We start from the raw sequence: 20,862 nt of genomic DNA, 5'->3' as shown, positions 1-20,862 counted from the left end.
CTCTTGTCGCTGTTTTTTTGTTACAGGGCGTCCGCGCCGGTCTCCCCGGTACGAATCCGGATCACCTGTTCGATCGGCGTGACAAAAATCTTGCCGTCACCAATCTTGCCGGTGCGCGCGGCACGTTCGAGGGCCTCGATCGCCTGATCGACGATGTCGTCCGAGACGGCTGCCTCGATCTTCACCTTCGGCAGGAAATCGACGACGTACTCTGCGCCGCGATACAGTTCGGTATGACCCTTCTGACGCCCGAAGCCTTTCACTTCGGTCACCGTGATGCCTGAGACGCCGATGGCCGACAAGGCTTCGCGCGCCTCATCGAGCTTGAACGGCTTGATGATTGCGGTAATGAGTTTCATGAAATCCTCGCTGTGGTTGCTAAACCTTGTGTGCGTATGTCGTTGCGTCGACTAGCGGGCACTCCCGAAACCGCGTCGATGCGCCACCGGCAAATCTGCCCGGCAGAGCGCGCGGGGCAGTAAGAGCAACTCGCATGCCATGTTGAAATGCGGAGAACAGCGTGGCCGCGCGCAGAACGTTTGCGCGCCGCTTCCCTGGCCGGACAGCCAACGTTGTGGGGCCACGGTGGCGCGAGCGGTAGATCGTTGCTAGAGTGTCCGCAGGCTCTACGGACCGGACCGCACCAAAGGCGCACATCCAGTCAGGAGGCGAGACTGCACATGCACCACATTCGACCATCAGTCATCGCAGGGCACAGACGTAACGACTCATGCACATTTTTTGTGCAACCAAGGGGAACACATATGAAACAACCGAACGACGTCTTCAACGATTTCCAGGCGCGAATGAGCGACCTGCTGAAGAACTCGCCGGCGAAGGACGTTGAAAGGAACGTGAAGGCGATGCTGTCGCAAGGCTTTTCGAAGCTGGATCTCGTCACGCGCGAAGAATTCGACACGCAAACCCAGGTGCTGGTACGCACGCGCGCCCGCCTGGAAGAGCTGGAGCGCCGCGTGGCCGAGCTCGAACAGAAGCTGCCGGTCACACAGACACCGTGAACATGGCGTGAACTGAACTGGATTGAGCATCACCGGCAAGCGCGCCGCGTCGTCTCACCAGCATTAGCGTTTTAGCGTTTCAGATGGCGGATGCGCGCAAGGCGCGCCGCCTGACGGGGAGAAAACATGTCGCTTGCCGTGGTGCGCAGTCGCGCGCCGGCCTCTGGCCGCGCGCCCGAAGTAACAGTCGAGGTTCACCTCGCCAACGGATTACCCTCATTTTCCATCGTCGGCCTGCCCGACCTCGAAGTGCGCGAAAGCCGCGAACGCGTGCGCGCCGCGCTGCAGAACTGCAACTTCGACTTTCCCGTCCGGCGCATCACCGTCAATCTGGCGCCCGCCGATCTTCCCAAGGAGTCCGGCCGCTTCGACCTGCCGATTGCGCTCGGCATTCTCGCGGCGAGCGGACAGATTCCCGTCGATTCCCTGAACCAGCGCGAGTTCGCGGGCGAACTCTCGCTCACCGGGGCGTTACGGCCGATGCGAGGCGCATTCGCCATGGCGTGCGGCACGGCGCGCGCGGGCGCGCAGTCGGAACGCACGCCCGAGCTGTATTTGCCGGCGGGCAGCGCAAACGAGGCGGCGCTCGTGCCGGGCGTCGATGTCTATGGTGCGCACGACCTGCCCTCGCTCTGTGCCCATCTGGCCGGTGAGCCGGATCAGCGGCTGTCGCCGGTGCTTGTGCCTGAAGTGCTGCCCGGCGAGGCCGCCGCGTATCCGGACATGGCGGAAGTGATCGGCCAGCGCGGCGCGCGACGCGCACTCGAGGTCGCGGCGGCGGGTGGCCATCACGTCCTGATGGTGGGCCCTCCAGGCGCGGGCAAATCGATGCTGGCCGCGCGCCTGCCGAGCCTGTTGCCGCCCATGACCGATGACGAGGCACTCGCTTCCGCCGCGCTGCTTTCAGCAAGCGCTTCCGGATTTTCGCCGGCCCACTGGCGCAAGCGCCCGTTTCGCGCGCCGCATCACTCTTCGAGCGCGGCCGCACTTGTTGGCGGACGCAATCCGCCGCAACCCGGCGAAATCACGCTGTCGCATCTCGGCGTGCTGTTCCTCGATGAGATTCCCGAGTTCGATCGCCACGTATTGGAAACGCTGCGTGAACCGCTTGAAGCCGGGCGCATCACGATTTCGCGCGCCGCGTTGCAGGCGGATTTTCCGGCGGCCTGCCAGCTGATTGCCGCGATGAATCCGTGCCCGTGCGGCTGGCGCGGCGATCCGAACGGTCGCTGCCGCTGCACGCCCGAAATCGCCGGGCGCTATTTGCGCAAGCTGTCGGGGCCGCTACTCGACCGGATCGACATCCAGATCGAGATCCCCGCGCTGACACCTGCCGAGTTGTCCGCCCGCGCCGCGGAACCCGCCGAAACGAGTGCGATGATCGCGGAACGGGTGAGCGCGGCACGCGACCGGCAACTACGCCGGCAGGGCAAGACCAACCGTGAACTGAGTGGTCGCGAAGCCGATCAGGTCTGCCGGCCGGGCGCGGCGGGCGAGGCGTTATTGCGCGAGGCCGGCGAACGTTTTGGCTGGTCTGCGCGCGCCTATTACCGTGTCCTGAAAGTGGCGCGCACGATCGCCGACCTGGCTGACGCCGACATGCCGGATGCGGGCCAGATCGCGGAAGCGATCCAGTACCGGCGCGCGTTCGCGCTTTTATAAAGCAAAAAAACAGCTGTCAAGACTTGACTTATGCACACGCCTGCGTTCCGGACACCTTTTGATACATTTGAAAGGTGTCCGGAAGAGATTTTGTCAAACACCTTGATTCAATTGAGTTTTTTGATTTGCCGAGATCGCGGGCAAACTAACAGCAAGCCCACAGGACGGGCCTGTGCGCGACAACAAACAGAGTTTTCAACAATGTTATCCACAGGTCCTGTGGGTAACAAAAAAAGCCTCATGAAATCCGGCGATTAGCGCCGTCTTCTGCGAAGGAACTTTCACTGCACTGATGCGCGACAAATGCGAACAGGAGCAATTTCTTCCGCTTCAATAAAGTTTGAAGGACTGAAAAAACTGGTCGAGCTGCTCCACCGGCAGTTCGCGATCTGCGATGACGGCGGCCTGGTACACATGCCGCCCATGCACAACGAGTCGCGCATGCAGCGTCCGCGCTTCCTGTTGCGGGCCGGCCTTGCCGCTGAAGGCCATTTCAAGGCCGGGTACCTGCCCGCCCGCCGCCAGTGGAATCTGCGTCGCGTTGGATTCCGGCGTTGCCCCCAGATTGCGCGCGAGGCCGGTGCGCAGGAAGTCGAGCGCGGCCTGCTGCATTTGCGGGTCGTCGTCCGGCAGCATGACCGTGCCGATTGCGAACACAGCGTGGCCGGCCTCGGCGGTCTGCATGCTCATCTTCATCTGCGTACCGCCGATGTCGATCGTGCGCTCGTCGGTGTCGGGTTTGGCCGGAAGATCGACGGTGTAGCCGTTGTCGTTGTTCATGATCGTGCGCCAGTCATACGTCGGCGAACACGCGATCAGGACCGCGCCGGCAATCAGCGCGCCGACAGCGACGCGAACCACTCGCGACAGGTCGAGCACGGTATGTGCAATAGAGCGGGACGCAAAACGGGGAGCAAAGCGGCGGGAGAGCTGGGACAGGCTGAACGCTGATCGATGCATGTGACAGTTTATAAGTGCGGAAATCAGGGTAAACGGCGGAAACAAACCGTCATTATCCGCTGTCGGGCGGCGTCCTGCCGCCGGGCAAGTTTGACGCTACAATACAGAGATAACGAGGCTGCAGATTGCATGCGGCTTACGCCTTTCGCATTTCCGCGCGCCTGCGCGCTCCTGAGGTCCTGAGGTCCATTTATGAGCCCCACTCCAGATTCCCGCCGCGCCAGCCCGGTTCGCTACATCGCGATCGCGGTCGTCGCCGGTGCGATCGCGATTGCCGGTTACTTTGCGTTCGGCAGCCAGCAACATGTGCCGGATGCAACGTTCACGCTGCTGTCCGGCCAGAAAGTATCGACCGCCGATCTGAAAGGCAAGGTCTATCTGGTCAACTTCTGGGCGACGAGTTGCGACACCTGCATGAAGGAAATGCCGCAGATGGTCAACACGTACAACCGCTACAAGGGCAAGGGCCTCGAGTTCGTCGCAGTGGCGATGAATTACGACGCGCCGATGTACGTGGCGAACTACTCGCAAACGCGCCGGCTGCCGTTCAAGGTCGCAATGGACGACGGCTCGGCCGCGAAGCAGTTCGGCAATGTCCAGCTGACCCCGACGACGTTCCTCGTCGATCGTAATGGCAAGATCCTGAAGCGCTATGTCGGCGAGCCTGAGTTCGGCGAGCTCGACAAGCTGCTCGACAAGGCGCTGGCAACCTGATCGCCCGGTACGCGCGACGACATAAAGAACTTCACGTCGTCGTCGCGCTTTAACTTCCTTCGCCTCAACGTACTCCCGGCCTCATCCCGAAAGCCCCACGGTGCATTCCGGTACGGGTCTGCGTCCATTCGCGACGCATCGCGCATTCAGCCTCACCGCTCGTTTTCACCCCGCGCCGTCAGGCCATATCGCTTGATCTTTTCGTAGAGTGTCGCCTTGCCCAGTTGCAGGCGATCCGCGGCCATCGACACCACGCCGCCCGTCTGCTCCAGTGCCTCCGCTATCACCGTCCGCTCGAATTGCTCGACGCGCTCCTTGAGCGATTGCGTCGTGGCGTCGTCCGCCGAAGATCCGACAGTCTCGTCGGCGACGCCGAGCACGAAACGGTCCGCGGCATTACGCAGCTCGCGGACGTTGCCGGGCCACTCGCGCTGCATGAGGCTCGTACGCTGACGGTCGGTGAGAATGGGTGCCGGCCGCTGATAGCGCACCGCGGCGCCAAGCAGGAAATGCTCGAAGAGCGGCAGGATGTCTTCGCGACGCTCGGACAGCGGCGGCAGCGCGATCGTCACCACGTTCAGCCGGTACAGCAGATCGCGCCGGAAGGTGCCCGCCGCGACGTGGTCGGTCATCTCTCCCTTCGCCGCCGCGACCACGCGACAGTTCACACGCACCGGCTGGTTCGAGCCGAGCCGCTCCAGTACGCCGTCCTGCAGCACGCGCAGGAGCTTCACCTGCAGCGCGAGCGGCATGCTTTCCACTTCGTCGAGAAAGAGCGTGCCGCCTGAAGCGTGTTCGAGCTTGCCGATCCGGCGTCTGGCCGCGCCGGTAAATGCGCCGGGCTCGTAGCCGAACATCTCCGACTCGAACATCGGTTCCGGCAACGCGCCGCAATTCACCGCAATAAATGGCTTGTCGCGCCTCGGCGACAGATCGTGCAGGCTGCGCGCGATCAACTCCTTGCCGGCGCCCGTGTCGCCGTTGATCAGCACGGAGGCGTCCGTCGGCGCGACGTTCGCAATCAGCCGCCTGACCTGCTCGATCGCGGGACTGCGCCCGATGATGCCCGGCGTCAGCGTGTCCTGGCCCGCCAGTTCCCGCCGCAACGCCAGATTCTCCAGAACGAGCTTGCGCCGCTCGAGCGCGCGTCGCACGGTTTCGATCAGACGCTCCGAAGCGAACGGCTTTTCGATGAAATCGTACGCGCCATCGCGCATCGCCTGCACGGCCATCGAGATATCGCCGTGACCGGTGACGAGGATCACGGGCACGTCGGGCGCGCGCTCCTGGCATTGCGCGAGCAGGTCGAGCCCGCTCGCGCCCGGCAGACGGATATCGCTCACGATCACGCCAGGGAAATCCGCGCGAATCACCCGCGCGGCGGATTCGGCCGACGCGTGTCCCGTGACGTCGAAGCCGGCCAGTTGCAGACTCTGAACGCTCGCGCGTCGCACGAGTTCGTCGTCTTCGATGTAGATCACCTGCAAACCACTGTTACTCATAGCATTGCCACCTGAAGCCATCTGAATTCATGAACCGGACGCCACGGCCGGGACCGAATGCACCTGTGCGCGCCGCAGCGTCAGCACGAACGTCGCGCCGCCATCCGGCGCGTTACGTGCGACGAGCGAGCCGCCGCAGTCGCGCGCAATCGACGACGAAATCGCCAGACCCAGCCCCAGACCCTGGCCCATTTCCTTCGTCGTGAAAAACGGTTCGAAGAGGCGCGGCAGCACATCGTCCGGGATACCGGGGCCGTTGTCATGCACGACAATCAGCAGCGTCGCCTCACCCACCTCGATATCGATCTCGATGCGCGGCGACGGCAGGCCGGTCACCACGTCGAGCGCGTTCGCGAGCAGGTTGATCAGCACCTGTTCGAGCCGCAGATCGTCGCAGTTCGCGACGAGCGCCGGATGTTCGTCCGCGATCTCGAAGCGCTCCGTGCGACCGGTACTGGCATCGGTCAGCGACAGCCGCACCGTTACGTCCTGCAGGCGCTTCTGTAACAGCGCCAGCACGTTACGTAACGCGCGCGCGACCGGCGCACGCGCGCCGCGCGGCCGCGCCCGACCGACGAACAGCTTCAACTGGTTGGTGATCTTGCCCATGCGCTCGGTCAGCGATGCTATCGCTTCGAGATTTTCGCGCGCGGACACCTGGTCGCCGCGTTCGAGCAGCACACGCGTGTTGTCCGAAAAGCCACGCAGCGCGGCAAGCGGCTGGTTGAGTTCGTGCGTGATGCCGGCCGCCATCTGGCCAAGGGCGGCAAGCTTGCTCGTCTGGATCAGCTCTTCGTGCGCCGCGCGTAGTTCCAGCTCGGCGCGCGTCCGTTCGGCGACTTCCTTCTGAAGCTGCTCGTTGGCCTGCGACAGATCGGCTGTGCGTTCAGCGACGCGCTGGTTCAGTTCCGCATACGCCTTTTGCAGCAGCGCGCGGCTGCGCATCACTTCGCGAACGCGCGCGCGGCGCATGCGCCAGTAGAACGCGAGAAGACACAGCGACACGTAGCAGAGGCCCGTCACGATCGATGCGTTGCGTGCGTCGGCGTTGACCGGATCGATGGGTGCCATCGTGATCAGATGCCAGTCGGGCTCGCCGATCCCGCGCCGGGTCGCCAGAAACCGTTGCGCGCCGCGTCCGCCGCCGACGCGCACAATCTGCGCGCCGCCTTCCAGCGTGCGCTCGATCGTGACGGGCAGCGCCGCGATCGGCTGCTGCGCGTATTGCCGCGTCTGCCAGATCACATCGGCAATCGCTCCCGACAACGGCCGCACCGTGTGATATTTCCATGCCGGCACGGACGACAGAAAGATCACGCCGTGATCGTCGGTCACGACGAGCGGCTCGGATGCGTCGGCGCCCTGCAGCCATTCGAGACTCAGCTTGACGACCGCGACGCCGACAATGCGTCCGTCGCGCATCACCGGCTGCGAAATGTAGTATCCCGGATCGTGCGACGTCGTGCCGATGCCAAAAAAGCGCCCGACGCCGCCTTTCATCGCATCGATGAAATACGGCCGGAACCGATATTCCGCGCCGACGAAACTGTCGGCGCCGCCGTCCCAGTTGCTCGCCGCAACGCAGATGCCGTCCGCGCGGATGATGTACGTCGCGGTTGCCCGCGCGCGTTGATTGAGGTCTTCGAGATAACGGTTCGCGCGCTCGACCAGAACCGGGCTGGGCGCGTCGAGGACTTCCTGGACGAATGGATGACTTGCCAGCAGGTAAGGCAACGATTCGTAGCGATCGAGCGTGCTTTTCAGCGTGCCCGTGGTGCGATCGACGCGCACCGCGGCGTTGCGCCGCAGCGTGTCGATGCCGTGTCGCCAGGTAATCGTCCATGTGAGACCGCACGCCGCGATGAGCCCGGCGGCGAGCGCAACGAGGATCAGCAGACGGCGCGTCACGGTAGCGATTTCCAGTCCGGTGTGCGGAGGAGTGGGATCGACTATTGTGGCATACCGTGACGCGTCGCCCGCCGGTTGGGCGGACGGCAGCGCGGAGCGCGCCGCCGTCTTCATGACATCAGGCTTCGGCCGTTTCGCGATCGATGACAGGCGTCTCGCCGCGAATCACCGAATTCAGCTTCGCGCGGTCCAGTTCCTTCTCCCACGCTGCCACGACAACCGTTGCCACGCCGTTGCCGACGATGTTCGTCAGCGCGCGGCATTCGCTCATGAAGCGGTCAATGCCGAGAATCAGCACCATGCCCGACAGCGGGATCGTCGGCACGACAGCGAGCGTTGCGGCCAGCGTGATGAAGCCGGCACCCGTCACGCCGCTTGCGCCCTTCGACGTCAGCATCGTGACGGCGAGCAGCGTGAGCTGCTGGCCCCACGTCAGATCGATGTTGGTCGCCTGCGCGATGAACAGCACGGCCATCGTCATGTAGATGTTCGTGCCGTCCAGATTGAACGAGTAGCCCGTCGGCACGACGAGACCCACCACCGAGCGCGAGCAGCCGAGCTTTTCCAGCTTCTGCATCAGTTGCGGCAGCGCCGCTTCCGACGAGCTCGTGCCCAGCACGATCAGCATCTCTTCCTTGATGTACGCGACAAAACGGAAGATGTTGAAGCCCACGAGGCGCGCGATGGTGCCGAGCACGACGATCACGAACACCACCGACGTCAGATAGAACGTGCCGATCAGCTTGAGCATCGGAATCAGCGAACCGATGCCGTACTTGCCGATGGTGAACGCCATCGCGCCGAACGCGCCGATCGGCGCCAGCTTCGTGATGATGCGCACGATGCCGAACAGCACGTGCGACAGGCCGTCGATCAGGTTCGTCACGACCTTGCCCTTCTCGCCGGCGGTGGCGAGCACCGAGCCGAACAGCAGCGCGACGAGCAGGATCTGCAGGATTTCACCTTGCGCGAACGCCGACGAGATCGTGTTGGGGATGATGTGCATCAGGAATTCGACGGTGCTCTGGCCGTGCGCCTTGGCGGCGAACGACGCGACCGACGCGCTGTCGAGCGTCTTCGGATCGATGTTGAAGCCGGAGCCCGGCTTCAGTACGTGCGTGGCGATGAGGCCCAGCACCAGTGCGAACGTCGAGACGATCTCGAAGTACAGAAGCGCCTTGCCGCCTACGCGCCCGACCTTCTTCATGTCTTCCATACCGGCGATGCCGGTCACGACCGTGCAGAAGATGATCGGGCCGATCACCATCTTGATGAGCTTGATGAAGCCATCACCGAGCGGTTTCATGTCGACGCCGAGCGTCGGCCAGTAGTGGCCGAGCGCGATCCCGATCAGGATCGCGACGATCACCTGGACGTACAGCACTTTATGGATGGGTTTTTTCACGAAGCTGTCTCCTTGCTCTAGTTTGTCGGGCCGTGGTGGCCACGGCTTCTGTTTTGCAAGGTCAGTGCCAGCGTGGCATCGCTCGATGGCCGTTGATTTATATAGGATTTTTCGCAGAGCGAGGCAACGCGTGTCCGGATTTCCGGAAATCCGGAATCCGTCCGTCGGAGAATCCGGACGCACACCCACCCCGATGGAGACGAAATCCGGGTTGCAGCCTGTCGAGGGCGAGGGTTAAAGGACAGGCCATCCGGTCTATTGCGACGCCGGAATGTCAAACCTGATCGACGCAACCATCGCCAACACCGCGGCGCCACACCAGAAATTTGCCGTCGTGGGCGGCATTCTAGCTGTCGCCGTGACGGTCATCGGAATGAAGTTCTTCCCCAGGCAGCGTTTGCCCTATCCAGCCGTCGCAACGCAACGCGACACAAAAAAGCCCGCAACATTTTGCGGGCTTTTTATCAGCACAAACGGAAAACCTTCAGACTCAAACCACGCCGGCCTCATGCGCCTGCACGTCCGCGTGATAGCTGGAGCGCACCATCGCGCCCACGGCGGCATGCGTGAAGCCCATCTTGTATGCTTCTTCCTCGTACATCCTGAAGGTATCGGGATGCACGTACGAACGCACCGGCAAGTGGTGCTCCGACGGCTGCAGATACTGGCCGATCGTCAGCATGTCGACGTCGTGCGCGCGCAGATCGCGCATCACCTGAAGAATTTCTTCTTCGGTTTCGCCGAGACCCACCATCAGGCCAGACTTCGTCGCGACGTTCGGATGCAGCGCCTTGAAATCCTTCAGCAGCTTCAGCGAATGCGCATAGTCCGAACCCGGACGCGCTTCCTTGTACAGGCGCGGCACCGTTTCGAGATTGTGGTTCATCACGTCGGGCGGCGCGGCATTCAGAATGCCGATCGCGCGGTCCAGACGGCCGCGGAAATCCGGCGTCAGGATTTCGATGCGCGTTTCCGGCGAAAGCTCGCGCGTCTGACGAATACATTCGACGAAGTGCGCCGCGCCGCCGTCGCGCAGATCGTCGCGGTCGACGCTCGTGATCACCACGTATTTCAGCTTCAGCGCCGCGATCGTGCGAGCCAGATTAGCCGGCTCTTCAGTGTCGAGCGGATCAGGACGGCCGTGACCAACGTCGCAGAACGGGCAACGGCGCGTGCACTTGTCGCCCATGATCATGAAGGTCGCCGTGCCCTTGCCGAAGCACTCACCGATGTTCGGGCAGCTCGCTTCTTCGCAGACGGTGTGCAGGTTGTGCTCGCGCAGGATCTGCTTGATCTCGTGGAAACGCGAGTTGCCGGTGGCGGCCTTGACGCGAATCCAGTCCGGCTTCTTCAGCTTTTCGATCGGAATGATCTTGATCGGAATGCGCGCGGTCTTGGCCTGCGCCTTCTGCTTCGCGGTGGCGTCGTAGGCTGCGGGCGCCGGGACGGCGTCGGTGGCGGGAGTGCCGGCGAGGTTCGCGGTAACGTCAGTCATTCGTTCGATCCAGTCAGGCGGTGACGGCACCGGCCTGCGGTTGGGCGACGGCCGCGGGTGTGCCGTCGATGTTTGCGGTGAGGCGTGCTGCGAACGTCCGGGCCACGTCGTCCCAGCCGGCAGCGACGCCCAGCGTCGCCATGTCGACCGTTTCGAGTCCTGCGTAGCCGCATGGATTGATCGCCAGAAACGGCTGCAGATCCATGTTCACGTTCAGACTGACGCCGTGATAGCTGCATCCGTTGCGGATTTTCAGGCCGAGCGCGGCGATCTTGGCGCCGGCATGCAGACCGGCATCCGGACCAGGCGCCACGTAGATACCGGGCGCGCCCGCCTTGCGTTCTCCGGCGAGATTATACGCCGCGAGCGTTTCGATCACGGCCTGCTCGATCCGCGTGACCAGCTCGCGCACCATCAGCTTGCGCCGACGCAAGTCGAACAGCAGGTAGGCGACCACCTGTCCCGGGCCGTGATATGTGATCTGTCCGCCACGATCGACCTTGACGAGTGGAATCCCGCTGTCGGCGGCCAGCAGATGGGCCGGATCGCCGGCCTGGCCGAGCGTGAAGACGGGCGGATGTTCGACGAGCCAGATTTCGTCGACGGTGTCCGCGGAGCGCGCATCGGTAAAAGCGCGCATGGCGTCGAAACTGATTTCGTAAGATTCGACGCCGCGCCAGCGCACCGTGACCTGCCGCGCGGCGGCCACAGAACAATCGCTCCCGATGGTGGGAGCAGTCTGACTGGACGGGGTTGAACCGGGGGACAACGTAGACGGGGAAACAGGCGTGGCGCACATGATTTCGCCAGTTTACCGAAATACGGCGCGCCCCGCCGGAGCGCGCCCGGTTCCTGCAGGCACTCCGGTAGAGCAACGCTCGCTCAAACGGTCCGCCAGCCTTGCCTCAGCCAGCATCCGAGCCGGTCAGCCACGCGTGCGGACCAGTTCATCGCGCGCTCGTCGGGACGGGTCGGCACCGCGAACGCGAGCCGCGCCACCGGACCGCCTTCGACGCTCAGCCACAGCCGCTCGCCGCGCCGCAGCCGCAGCGTGTGGCCGGCCTCCAGCCAGTAATCCTCGATATCGTCGCTACGGGTTACCCACACGGCAGCGCAGCTCACCTTCAGGCGCGTGCTGCGCATCACCATCAACGGCACCGTTTCACCCGCCTGGATTTCAAAGGTTATGCTAGAGGAAATTTCTCGCATGATTCGCTCCGACAAAGTCATTCTGATGACTACAATCGTAGACGTATCAAGGGTTTGAGCAAAACGACCAATTTTCACGGATATGTGAGAAAAATTGCAATGGACCTCCGACAACTTCCCGCCCTGAACGCCGTCAAGGCGTTCGAAGCCGCCGCCCGGCACGAGAGCTTTTCGCGCGCCGCCGACGAACTCTTCGTCACACATGGCGCCGTGAGCCATCAGATCCGCGCGCTCGAAGCCGAACTCGGCGTGGCGCTGTTCGCCCGCGACGGCAAGCGCGTGCGGCTCACCGAAGTGGGCGGCCGCTATGCGACGCAGGTGCGCGCCGCGCTCACGGCGCTCGCCGATGCGACCCGCCAGATCCGCGCCGGAGACCGGGAGCGGCGACTGGTGGTGACGATGCTGTCGTCGTTCGCGGCGCGCTGGGTGACGCCGCGTATCGGCAGCTTCATCGAGGCCAATCCGCAGTGGGACCTCGAACTGCTGTCCACCAATGTGCTCGCGGATTTCGCGCGCGACGACGTCGATGCGGCGATCCGGTTCGGCTTCGGCAAGTATCCGGGCCTGCACTCAGAACTGCTGCTCGAGGAGATTTTCTTCCCGGCGTGCTCGCCGGACTTCAACGGCGGCAATCTGCCGAAAACGCCGGCTGATCTCGCGAATGCGCCGCTGCTGCGCTCGGACGACGAGCTATGGCGCCCGTGGTTCGACGCCGCCGGGCTTACCGATCTGCCGGAACCGAAGCGCGGCGTGCTGTATCAGGATTCGTCGAACCTGCTGCAGGCGACCATCGACCGTCAGGGTATCGCGCTCGTCCGGCGCTCGCTGGCGATGCACGAGATTGCAAGCGGGCGACTCGTGCGTCTGTTCGATGTCGACGGCCCGAGCCCGTGGCAGTACTACTTCATCTGCCCGCAGCCCATGCTTCAGGCGCCGCGGGTCGCGGCGTTCAGGGAGTGGCTTTTCGCGGAGGTGGCGCGCTTCAGGCAGCTTTTCGAGCGCGCGTGCGCTGAACGTTCGGGCGCGGGGAAAATGCCGGACGCGTTGCACGTCCAGCCGTAGCTGTCGCCGCGGCGACAGCGCATCAAAGCACCACTTTCACCATCGGATGACCGGTGAGCGCGCGATAAATATCGTCGAGATGCGCGCGGCTCTGCGCGCGTACGGTCACCGTCAGGCCAGTGTAGTTGCCGCTGCTCGACGGGCGCGTTTCGATACGCGTCACGTCGAATTCGCCGTCGAACTCGCGGATCACCGTCACGATCGTGTCGTGGAAATCCGGATGCGACTTGCCCATCACCTTGATCGGGAAATCACAGGGAAACTCGAACAGCGAGTCGTTTGCTGAATCCATCTTTTACTCCTTCCAGCGCCGCATTCCTCAATTCACCGATGCGCCGCCCGCGTCTGCCTTCGATGCGGCGCGCGGCCCGCGGCAACTACCGCCGGCACACGCCGCATCGACCTTCCCAAGCTTACTTCTTCTTGTTGAACATCAGCATCATCGAATCCCACACGCGCCCGACGATACCTGCCTGCGGCACCGCCTGCAGCGCGACGACCGGGATTTCCGAGAGCGTCTTGCCATCCGCCACGATCTTCGCAGTGCCGACCTGCTGGCCGTCCGCGATCGGGGCGATCAGCGGGTCCGTGAGCTCGACCTGCGGCTTCGCCTTGTCGCCCACGCCCTTCGGCACGGTGATGTACTGGTCGCTCTTCACACCAATCTTGACGGTATCGGCCGCACCCTTGTAGACGCGCGGCGTCCCGATCACCTGACCCGCCTTGTACAGGCGCACCGTGTCATACGCGGTGTAGCCGTAGTTCAGCATCTTCAGGCTGTCCTGCACGCGATCGTGTTCCTTCGGCTCGCCCATCATCACCGTGACGAGACGACGCGTCGCATCAGGCGCTCCCGGCACCGGACGCTTCGCTGTTGCGATCAGGCAATAGCCGGCAGCCTGCGTGTGACCCGTCTTCAGGCCGTCGACGGTCGGATCGAGCCACAGCAGACGGTTGCGGTTCGGCTGCTTGATCTTGTTGTACGTGAATTCGCGGACCGAGAAGATGTTGTAGTAGTCCGGGAAATCGCGGATCAGGCGCGTCGAGAGAATCGCGAGGTCGCCTGCCGTCGTGTAGTGCTGCGGGTCGGGCATGCCGTTCACGTCGGCGAAGTGCGTGCCCTTCATGCCGAGGCGCTGCGCCTCGGCATTCATCATCGACACGAACTGCGTTTCGCTGCCGCCGACCAGTTCGGCCAGCGCGATCGCCGCATCGTTGCCGGACTGCACGATCATGCCGTACACGAGATCGTGCACGGTGACCGGCTTGTTCGCTTCGATGAACATGCGCGATTCGTCCGTGCGCACGCGGCGCACGGCTTCGCTCGGCATGATCGTCTGATCCATCGTGATCTTCTTCTTTTGCAGCGCGTCGAACACCAGATACGCGGTCATCAGCTTCGTGAGCGATGCCGGTTCGACCCGCTCATCGGGATTGCCCGAGGCGAGCACCTGGTTGCTGGTGGCGTCGACGAGTACCCACGAGCGCGCGTTCACGCCCGGAGGCGCCACCTGCGCGAACGCCGTGCTCGCCACAAGCGTCGCGGGCAGCAGAACGCCGAGCGCAACCGTGCGACGGATCGAAGAAGGCGTGAAAGACGCGAGGGACATCGGGGACGAAGTGCCGGAGGAGGAAAAGCGCATAGGATCGATTCGGGCAGAAATATGCTTTGCGCGCGGGGGCACGCAGATGGGAAGAGCCGGTCGGCGGGCGCTCGCCGAGCTGCATGTGCAGTTCGGCGGTACGGCGCCCGTTGGACTTCCGGCCACGCGATCGGTTCGCGCGGCGTTGTCAATCATCCGGCGATGCAAGCGGGCATCCCGCCGGACGGAGCGACAACACCGCGCCCAAAAAAGAGCGCTCATTATACGCGCCGCAATCCGACAATCCGCCGACAGCGGGACCGATAAACTCACATTTCGTGCGTACCTGTACCCCGGAATCGTGTGCGGGGAGGTTGCAGCGGCACATTGACTTCACATGAGCGCCGCGTTAGCGCCAGGCGTCGACGATGATCCGCTTCAGGATATGCAACTTGCGATGCAGGAAATGCTCGGCGCCCGGAATCACGACGACCGGCAGTTCCTGCGGCGCGGCCCAGTCGTAGACCGACTGGATCGGCACCGTTTCATCGGTTTCGCCGTGAATCACGAGCGTGTTTTCCGGCACCGGCGCAACTTCCCAGTTGCTCGCGGCCGTGCCGACGAACACGATGCGTTCGATCGCATGGCCCTCCTCCTTTAACCGCGCGGCCACGTGCGAGAGCACGAACGTGCCGAACGAAAATCCCGCCAGCACGAGCGGCATCTCCGCCTGGCCTTCCTGCGCGCGCATGAAATCGAGCACCGCGCGCAGATCGTCCCGCTCGCCGATGCCCTTGTCGTGCTCGCCCTGCGTTTGCCCGACGCCGCGAAAATTCGCGCGGTACGTCACGTAGTTCAGCTGCACGAGCGTGCGTGCGAGCGTCTGCGCGACCTTGTTGTCCATCGTGCCGCCGAAGAGCGGATGCGGATGCGCCACGAGCGCGATACCGCGCGGTGCGGCGCCTGTGTCGCGGTTTTCGTCGGGCGTGTCGACGGCGACTTCGATCTTGCCGACCGGGCCGTCGATCAGGAATTTTTTCGTATGAACGTTCATGGGCGGATCAGATTTTCAGACGTTCGACGACCTTGCCGTTCACCAGATGCGAATCGACGATTTCATCGATATCGGTTTCGTCGATGTACGTGTACCAGGTTCCTTCGGGATACACCACGATCGTCGGGCCTTCCTCGCAGCGATCGAGGCAGCCTGCCTTGTTGATGCGCACCTGGCCGGGACCCGCGAGGCCGAGCTTCTTCACGCGTTTCTTCGCATATTCCTGCATCGCCTGCGCGTTGCAGTTCGCGCAGCAGGGTCGCTCCGCGCCGGGTTCACGCTGGTTGAGACAGAAAAATACGTGGTACTTGTAGAAGGAATCCATGGTGTCCGGCGAGTGGGCAGAAAGAGTTTGAGTGGCGCGGCGTGGACCGGGAGTACAGGTCCGCCATGTGGGCACTGGGTCCGGACGATTATAACGAGCGTGCCCGTCAGCCGCTGGCGCGACCCCGCGAGAACCACGCCCGTTCGGCCGAAAACGCCAGCCACACGAGCGCGGCGTACGGCCACATCCACGCGAGCCAGCGTGCAAGGCCGTTGAAATGCAGATAGCGGCCCTGACGCCAGTCGGCGAGCACGACGTCGAAATACGGATTCACCGGCAGCAGGTTGCCGAACGCCAGCATCAGCACGAGCGCGAGCGCCGCAAGCGCCGCACGCCACGCCGACGGCACGCTGAGCGCAAGCAGCCCGGCGAGCACGCCGCACAGCAGGCCGGTCAGCGCACCGGGCGTCGCCCAGTCGAACGCGAGGCCGGTCTGCGACTGCAGGAACGTGGCGCCGACTTTCACGAAAAGCGTCACCGCGACGAACGTCAGCAGCAGCCGGATGCGCGGCGCCCGGTCGCGCATCGGCAGCGACGCCAGCGCGCACGCGGCGAACAGGCTGAGCGCGGTGATCACGGCTTCCCACGCATCGTCGGGCAGCCAGGCGGCGACGTGCGCGGGCCACGACGGCACGTTCCAGCGCCCGGGCGTCCACGCGAGGAGCGCGTCCTGCATCGTCGAATCGAAGCGCAGCCATAATTCACGCGGCCAGTCGCCGATACCGAAGAGGCGCGGCGCCGGATACATCGTCGCGAACGGCCATAGCAGCGCGAGCCCGAGGAGTGCGGCCGCGTCGCGATGGAACCACAGGAAACGCATGCGCCTGAGGACGCCGCGATCGAGCAGCGGGCCGGTCGCCGGCGCCATCAGCACCGCGCCGAGGAGCGCGCCCAGCGCGTTGGCGGCGAGGTCGAGATTCGACGCGACGCGCGTCGGCAGATACGTCTGAATGGCTTCCATCGTGCCCGAGAGCCACGCACCCAGCACGAACGCGATGCCGACGGCCAGCGCACCGCGACAGCGCGGATATACCGCGAGCACGACGAGCGCGCCGAACGGCATATAGCCGAGCACATTGGTGACGACGTCGAACGCAGTGAGGTACTGCGGAAGCGGATCCAGCAGGAAATCAAGCGGCCCGAGCCCCAGCGAGCGCCAGCCGGCAAACGGATACAGCGAGCCGTACACGATCAGGGCCGTGTAAAGCGCGAGCGCCTGTCTTGCGAACGCCGACGGGCGGCGCTGCCAGGACTTCACCGACATGCAGCGCTCCGGAACATGCGCCGCGCAGTGGTCATTGCGCGGCGACGAGCGGCTGCACGCCGAGCCACGCGCTGATCTGCGAGACGAGTTCATCGCTGGCGGCGGCAAGCGCGCGCGCGCCGCCCGCCGCATCCGGCGAACTTGCCGGCGCGCGCGAGACGAACGTGCGCTGGCCGACGACCTTGCCGTCCTGGAACAGCGTGGCGCGGGCCGTCACGGCGCCGTGGCTTTCCGCCTGGCCGTCGAACACCTGCTCGAACTCCTGCAGATCCACCTTCAGCACCGGCGCGCGCACGCTGTCGGCACCCGTCAGCACGGCGCCGCGCGAACTGAGCGCCGCACGCAGACGCTGCGTCAGCAGTTGCGCGGGCGGCATCGTCCAGTGGCTGTTCGCGTACGCGGAGAGCTGCTGCGCGTCGCTGTAGCTCAACCGGTAGCTGAGCTTGTCGGAGCCGAGCGTTTCGGGCGCCTCGACGTCGAGCACCTTGATGGCCGGCATCGGACCCACCGACGCAGCCGGCGACGGTGGCCCGAAGTCGTAGCGGATATCGGAGATGGCCGCCGGATTGCCGGCGCATCCCGACAGCACGCCGAGCGCGAGCACGAGCGCGAACGCCGCGCCGGACGGGAAAAACCGGCGTGTGTGCCGGAAAGGGCTGAACGAGCGTGGCATTTCAATGTTCCTTGTCAGTCATTTCGTGGCGTGGGCCGCGGGCCAGGTAAAGCCTGGCTCGCCGGGGCCCGGCGCGGCCGGCGCAGCGCCGAACAGCACGCTGCGCGGGTTGTTGCTGAACGTGTCGGCGGCACGGTCGACCGAGCGCGCGGCGCTGCGCACGTCGTCGGCAAGCGTGTTCACGTGCGGCAGCGTGTCGTAGTCGACGCGCGCCGACAGCTCCTGCACCGTCTCGTCGATCGACGTCAGCGCGACCCCCGCCTGCTGCGCCGCCGTGCCGACCTTGTTCAGATTGACTTCGAACAGGCCATCGGGCCGGTTCAGGCTGGTGATCAACTGGTTCGTCGAGGCCAGCGTGCGATCCAGCTGGTTCAACGTCGACGGCAGTTTGCCCGCTACGGGCGCCATCTGCTGCGTCAGGGTCGCGACGCCGTCCGCTGCGTGCTGCAGGCTCGCCGCACTCGACATCAATTGCGCGCGCATTTCGGGCGACAGCAGATCATCGACGTCGTCCGCTACCTCTTCCAGTTTGCGCAGCAGGATGTCGCCGCGCTTCTGCAACTGGTCGAGCAGCCCCGGATGCATCGGAATCTGCGCGATCTGCTTCGGGGTCGACGGCATCGGCGACGGGTCCTTGCCCGTGTCGTCGAGCTGGATGAACGCGATGCCGGTCACCCCCTGGAAGCCGAGGCTGCCGAACGTCGAATGCGTGATCGGCGCGTTCCGGTCGACCAGAATGCGGATCAGGATCTGCCCCGGATGGTCGTGATCGAACTTGATCGACTGCACCTTGCCGACGTCGAGCCCGCGATAGCGCACGGCGGCGTCGGTAAAGAGGCCCGTCACGTTCGTGCGCGCGATCAGGTCGTACGGTTCGCGCACGGAGCGGTCGACGTTGAACAGGAACGCCGCGATGCCGACCGCGACCACCAGCACAACGGTGAAGAGCCCGGCCCAGAAGGCGTGTGATTTGTTTTCCATGGTCAGGTTCCCGGATTCACAACTGGACTTCGGCCGAGGCCGGCTCGAGGGCGGCGGCGGGCAGCTTCGCGCGTCGTTCCGGCGGCAGCGCCTGCAGCGCGCGCCGGCCGCGCAGGCCAAGAAAATACTCGCGGATAAACGGATGATCGACGCCCGCGGCCTCTTCGACAGGCGCGGCGACCAGCACCTTGCGGTCGGCCAGCACCGCAACGCGGGTCGAAAGCGCGACCATCGTGTCGAGATCGTGCGTGACCATCACGACAGTGAGCCCAAGCGCACGATGCAACGTGCTGATCAGATCGACGAATTCTTCCGACGCCTGCGGATCGAGGCCGGCCGTCGGTTCGTCGAGAAACAGCAGTTCCGGTTCGAGCGCGATCGCCCGCGCGATGCCGACGCGCTTGATCATGCCGCCCGAGAGCGCCGCCGGCATTTTCGACGCGTGCTTGCACGGCAGACCGACCATTTCGAGCTTCAACATCACGATGTCGCGCAGCAGGTCTTCGGGAATGTCGCCGAGTTCGCGCAGCGGCTGCGCGATATTGTCGAACACCGACAGCGACGAAAACAGCGCGCCCTGCTGGAACAGCATGCCGTAGCGGCTGCGCATGAGGCGCGCCTCTTCCGGCTCGATCTTCGAGGTGTCTTCGCCGAAGACCTTGATCGTCCCCGACGACTGCCGTTCGAGGCCGAGAATCTGCCGCACGAGCGTCGTCTTGCCCGATCCCGAACCGCCGACGATCGACACGATCTCACCGCGCCGCACCTCGAAGTCGAGATGCTGATGCACGATGTTGCGCCCGTAGCGTTTGGTGAGATTGTGGACCTCGATGACCGGTTCGGCGATCTCCGGCAGCGGCTGGTCACGAACAGCGGTCGCGAGCGGTGCGGTCATCCGAGCCCCACGTTCTGAAAGAGGATCGCGAACACGGCGTCCGCGAGAATCACGATCGTGATCGACGTCACCACCGACGTGGTCGTGCCTTCACCAAGACTCTGCGAATTCGCCTTGATGCGAAACCCGAAGTGGCAGCCGACGATCGCGATCAGCATGCCGAACGCGACGCCCTTGCCGAGGCCGATCCACAGGTTCGCGACCGGCACCACGCCCGGCAGCGCCCGTGCGAAGTAGCTCATGTCGATGCCGAGCACGATTTTCGCGGCGAGCGCACCGCCCGTCAGCGCGACGATGTTCGTCCACATCACGAGCAGCGGCATCGCGATGCCGAGCGCGAGCACACGCGGCAGGATCAGCCGCAAGCCGTGCGGAATGCCCATCACCCGCATCGCGTCGAGTTCCTCGGTGACGCGCATCACGCCGATCTGCGCGGTGATCGCCGAACCGGAGCGCCCCGCGACCAGAATCGCCGAGAGCACCGGCCCGAGTTCGCGGATCACCGCAAGCCCGAGAATATTGACGATGAACTGATTGGCGCCGAAGAGCCGCAATTGCTGCGCGGAGAGGTAGCTGAGCACGATGCCGATCAGGAACGCGACGAGCGCCGTGATCGCCAGCGCCTTTGCGCCGGCGTTATAGACGTTCGCTGAAATCTCGGTCCATGGAATCAGCTTCGGGTTACGCGCGATGGTGAGCAGATCGAGCACGACCCGCCCGAACATCGCGATGCCGCCATACAGGTGCTCGAAGAACGAGAAGATCGCGAGGCCCAGCCGTGTGAACGGATCGAAGCGCTGGACCTTGTCGGGGTTTTCACGGGCCAGGTCGAGCAGCGCGATGCGGTGGAAGATTTCGCGCTGCGTGTCGTTCAGCTCGACGAGATCGGCGGGCATCCGGTGGCCCCACACGCGCCACAGCGCCTGGCCGCCGACGTGATCCATCCGGTCGACCCGCGACAGGTCCCACTGGCCGATCTTCTCGGTCGCAAGGGCGTGCAGCCTGATCACGACGCCACTGCGATGGCGGTCGCGCGCGAGCGCAAGCGCCGTCCACTGGCCGGATAGCCGGACGATCTTTCCCTGGCTGCCAGCCGCGACTTCAAGGCCGGGCGGAGTGTCGTAGTTCAAGGATCGCGGGTTCGCTTGGAT

21 protein-coding genes are annotated in these 20,862 nt (G+C 64.3%); 4 read left to right on the top strand and 17 right to left on the bottom strand.

Going from position 1 to position 20,862, the window contains the following annotated elements; genetic code table 11:
- Positions 1-20 precede the first annotated feature (20 nt).
- Positions 21-359, bottom strand: a complete 339-nt coding sequence (locus tag LPA37_RS02300; RefSeq protein ID WP_006048089.1) for a P-II family nitrogen regulator — start codon at positions 357-359, stop codon at positions 21-23.
- A 405-nt stretch (positions 360-764) separates the two neighbouring features.
- Here LPA37_RS02300 and LPA37_RS02295 point away from each other — a divergent pair, with 405 nt between their 5' ends.
- Positions 765-1,019, top strand: a complete 255-nt coding sequence (locus tag LPA37_RS02295; RefSeq protein ID WP_064267170.1) for an accessory factor UbiK family protein — start codon at positions 765-767, stop codon at positions 1,017-1,019.
- 126 nt (positions 1,020-1,145) lie between these two features.
- On the top strand, positions 1,146-2,681 hold the full coding sequence (locus LPA37_RS02290; protein WP_228977329.1) for a YifB family Mg chelatase-like AAA ATPase: 1,536 nt from the start codon (positions 1,146-1,148) through the stop codon (positions 2,679-2,681).
- A 330-nt stretch (positions 2,682-3,011) separates the two neighbouring features.
- On the opposite strand, the gene LPA37_RS02285 is transcribed toward LPA37_RS02290, so the two are convergent.
- Positions 3,012-3,542 (bottom strand): hypothetical protein, encoded by a 531-nt coding sequence (locus LPA37_RS02285; protein WP_407672472.1) that lies wholly within the window; start codon positions 3,540-3,542, stop codon positions 3,012-3,014.
- Positions 3,543-3,833: 291 nt separating this feature from the next.
- Here LPA37_RS02285 and LPA37_RS02280 point away from each other — a divergent pair, with 291 nt between their 5' ends.
- Entirely contained in the window at positions 3,834-4,355 is a 522-nt protein-coding gene (locus tag LPA37_RS02280; RefSeq protein WP_229011289.1) for a TlpA disulfide reductase family protein, read from the top strand.
- A 152-nt stretch (positions 4,356-4,507) separates the two neighbouring features.
- Here LPA37_RS02280 and LPA37_RS02275 read toward each other — a convergent pair whose 3' ends face one another.
- The 6 genes from LPA37_RS02275 to LPA37_RS02250 all read right to left on the bottom strand — a co-directional run bounded on the left by LPA37_RS02275 (position 4,508) and on the right by LPA37_RS02250 (position 11,874).
- Complete coding sequence (locus tag LPA37_RS02275; RefSeq protein ID WP_228977323.1) at positions 4,508-5,857, bottom strand: sigma-54-dependent transcriptional regulator; 1,350 nt, start codon at positions 5,855-5,857, stop codon at positions 4,508-4,510.
- Positions 5,858-5,884: 27 nt separating this feature from the next.
- Positions 5,885-7,879, bottom strand: a complete 1,995-nt coding sequence (locus LPA37_RS02270) for a sensor histidine kinase (protein WP_229011287.1) — start codon at positions 7,877-7,879, stop codon at positions 5,885-5,887.
- 4 nt (positions 7,880-7,883) lie between these two features.
- Positions 7,884-9,170 (bottom strand): dicarboxylate/amino acid:cation symporter, encoded by a 1,287-nt coding sequence (locus LPA37_RS02265; RefSeq protein ID WP_228977319.1) that lies wholly within the window; start codon positions 9,168-9,170, stop codon positions 7,884-7,886.
- Between the two features lie 490 nt (positions 9,171-9,660).
- On the bottom strand, positions 9,661-10,665 hold the full coding sequence (lipA, locus tag LPA37_RS02260; RefSeq protein WP_228977317.1) for a lipoyl synthase: 1,005 nt from the start codon (positions 10,663-10,665) through the stop codon (positions 9,661-9,663).
- A gap of 13 nt (positions 10,666-10,678) precedes the next feature.
- Entirely contained in the window at positions 10,679-11,464 is a 786-nt protein-coding gene (gene lipB, locus LPA37_RS02255) for a lipoyl(octanoyl) transferase LipB (RefSeq protein WP_228977315.1), read from the bottom strand.
- Positions 11,465-11,547: 83 nt separating this feature from the next.
- Positions 11,548-11,874: a DUF2917 domain-containing protein gene (locus LPA37_RS02250; RefSeq protein WP_228977312.1), complete on the bottom strand. Its 327-nt coding sequence runs from the start codon at positions 11,872-11,874 to the stop codon at positions 11,548-11,550.
- Positions 11,875-11,973: 99 nt separating this feature from the next.
- Here LPA37_RS02250 and LPA37_RS02245 point away from each other — a divergent pair, with 99 nt between their 5' ends.
- On the top strand, positions 11,974-12,936 hold the full coding sequence (locus tag LPA37_RS02245) for a transcriptional regulator GcvA (RefSeq protein WP_228977310.1): 963 nt from the start codon (positions 11,974-11,976) through the stop codon (positions 12,934-12,936).
- Positions 12,937-12,958: 22 nt separating this feature from the next.
- Here LPA37_RS02245 and LPA37_RS02240 read toward each other — a convergent pair whose 3' ends face one another.
- The 9 genes from LPA37_RS02240 to LPA37_RS02200 form a co-directional block, all read right to left on the bottom strand.
- Positions 12,959-13,228 (bottom strand): DUF493 family protein, encoded by a 270-nt coding sequence (locus tag LPA37_RS02240; protein WP_228977307.1) that lies wholly within the window; start codon positions 13,226-13,228, stop codon positions 12,959-12,961.
- A 121-nt stretch (positions 13,229-13,349) separates the two neighbouring features.
- The gene (locus tag LPA37_RS02235) at positions 13,350-14,579 is read right to left on the bottom strand and encodes a D-alanyl-D-alanine carboxypeptidase family protein (protein ID WP_229011284.1); all 1,230 of its coding nucleotides are present in this window, start codon (positions 14,577-14,579) and stop codon (positions 13,350-13,352) included.
- Positions 14,580-14,928: 349 nt separating this feature from the next.
- On the bottom strand, positions 14,929-15,573 hold the full coding sequence (locus LPA37_RS02230; RefSeq protein ID WP_228977304.1) for an alpha/beta hydrolase: 645 nt from the start codon (positions 15,571-15,573) through the stop codon (positions 14,929-14,931).
- A 7-nt stretch (positions 15,574-15,580) separates the two neighbouring features.
- Positions 15,581-15,898: a (2Fe-2S) ferredoxin domain-containing protein gene (locus LPA37_RS02225; RefSeq protein WP_228977302.1), complete on the bottom strand. Its 318-nt coding sequence runs from the start codon at positions 15,896-15,898 to the stop codon at positions 15,581-15,583.
- 106 nt (positions 15,899-16,004) lie between these two features.
- Positions 16,005-17,162 carry a VanZ family protein gene (locus tag LPA37_RS02220; RefSeq protein WP_229011282.1) on the bottom strand — a complete coding sequence of 386 codons (1,158 nt, stop codon included), beginning with the start codon at positions 17,160-17,162 and terminating at the stop codon, positions 16,005-16,007.
- A gap of 31 nt (positions 17,163-17,193) precedes the next feature.
- The gene (locus LPA37_RS02215) at positions 17,194-17,835 is read right to left on the bottom strand and encodes an ABC-type transport auxiliary lipoprotein family protein (RefSeq protein ID WP_228977299.1); all 642 of its coding nucleotides are present in this window, start codon (positions 17,833-17,835) and stop codon (positions 17,194-17,196) included.
- 18 nt (positions 17,836-17,853) lie between these two features.
- Positions 17,854-18,816, bottom strand: coding sequence for an MlaD family protein (locus tag LPA37_RS02210; protein ID WP_229011280.1), 963 nt, complete (start codon positions 18,814-18,816; stop codon positions 17,854-17,856).
- 16 nt (positions 18,817-18,832) lie between these two features.
- Positions 18,833-19,711 carry an ABC transporter ATP-binding protein gene (locus LPA37_RS02205; protein WP_228977295.1) on the bottom strand — a complete coding sequence of 293 codons (879 nt, stop codon included), beginning with the start codon at positions 19,709-19,711 and terminating at the stop codon, positions 18,833-18,835.
- The gene (locus LPA37_RS02200; RefSeq protein ID WP_228977293.1) at positions 19,708-20,841 is read right to left on the bottom strand and encodes an MlaE family ABC transporter permease; all 1,134 of its coding nucleotides are present in this window, start codon (positions 20,839-20,841) and stop codon (positions 19,708-19,710) included. Before LPA37_RS02200 ends, LPA37_RS02205 begins: the two co-directional genes overlap by 4 nt.
- Positions 20,842-20,862: the final 21 nt, after the last annotated feature.

This window comes from Paraburkholderia gardini (genome assembly GCF_907164545.1).
Lineage (GTDB): Bacteria > Pseudomonadota > Gammaproteobacteria > Burkholderiales > Burkholderiaceae > Paraburkholderia > Paraburkholderia gardini.
Note: the sequence above shows the minus strand (reverse complement) of the source record. Positions and strands in the feature narration are given on the sequence as shown.

Coding starts and splice junctions, on each gene's coding strand:
- LPA37_RS02205 (WP_228977295.1), bottom strand. CDS start 19,711: ATGACCGCACCGCTCGCGACCGCTGTTCGTGACCAGCCGCTGCCGGAG.
- LPA37_RS02245 (WP_228977310.1), top strand. CDS start 11,974: ATGGACCTCCGACAACTTCCCGCCCTGAACGCCGTCAAGGCGTTCGAA.
- lipA (WP_228977317.1), bottom strand. CDS start 10,665: ATGACTGACGTTACCGCGAACCTCGCCGGCACTCCCGCCACCGACGCC.
- LPA37_RS02240 (WP_228977307.1), bottom strand. CDS start 13,228: ATGGATTCAGCAAACGACTCGCTGTTCGAGTTTCCCTGTGATTTCCCG.
- LPA37_RS02250 (WP_228977312.1), bottom strand. CDS start 11,874: ATGCGAGAAATTTCCTCTAGCATAACCTTTGAAATCCAGGCGGGTGAA.
- lipB (WP_228977315.1), bottom strand. CDS start 11,464: ATGTGCGCCACGCCTGTTTCCCCGTCTACGTTGTCCCCCGGTTCAACC.
- LPA37_RS02290 (WP_228977329.1), top strand. CDS start 1,146: ATGTCGCTTGCCGTGGTGCGCAGTCGCGCGCCGGCCTCTGGCCGCGCG.
- LPA37_RS02280 (WP_229011289.1), top strand. CDS start 3,834: ATGAGCCCCACTCCAGATTCCCGCCGCGCCAGCCCGGTTCGCTACATC.
- LPA37_RS02275 (WP_228977323.1), bottom strand. CDS start 5,857: ATGAGTAACAGTGGTTTGCAGGTGATCTACATCGAAGACGACGAACTC.
- LPA37_RS02215 (WP_228977299.1), bottom strand. CDS start 17,835: ATGCCACGCTCGTTCAGCCCTTTCCGGCACACACGCCGGTTTTTCCCG.
- LPA37_RS02210 (WP_229011280.1), bottom strand. CDS start 18,816: ATGGAAAACAAATCACACGCCTTCTGGGCCGGGCTCTTCACCGTTGTG.
- LPA37_RS02295 (WP_064267170.1), top strand. CDS start 765: ATGAAACAACCGAACGACGTCTTCAACGATTTCCAGGCGCGAATGAGC.
- LPA37_RS02235 (WP_229011284.1), bottom strand. CDS start 14,579: ATGCGCTTTTCCTCCTCCGGCACTTCGTCCCCGATGTCCCTCGCGTCT.
- LPA37_RS02220 (WP_229011282.1), bottom strand. CDS start 17,162: ATGTCGGTGAAGTCCTGGCAGCGCCGCCCGTCGGCGTTCGCAAGACAG.
- LPA37_RS02230 (WP_228977304.1), bottom strand. CDS start 15,573: ATGAACGTTCATACGAAAAAATTCCTGATCGACGGCCCGGTCGGCAAG.
- LPA37_RS02270 (WP_229011287.1), bottom strand. CDS start 7,879: ATGAAGACGGCGGCGCGCTCCGCGCTGCCGTCCGCCCAACCGGCGGGC.
- LPA37_RS02225 (WP_228977302.1), bottom strand. CDS start 15,898: ATGGATTCCTTCTACAAGTACCACGTATTTTTCTGTCTCAACCAGCGT.
- LPA37_RS02300 (WP_006048089.1), bottom strand. CDS start 359: ATGAAACTCATTACCGCAATCATCAAGCCGTTCAAGCTCGATGAGGCG.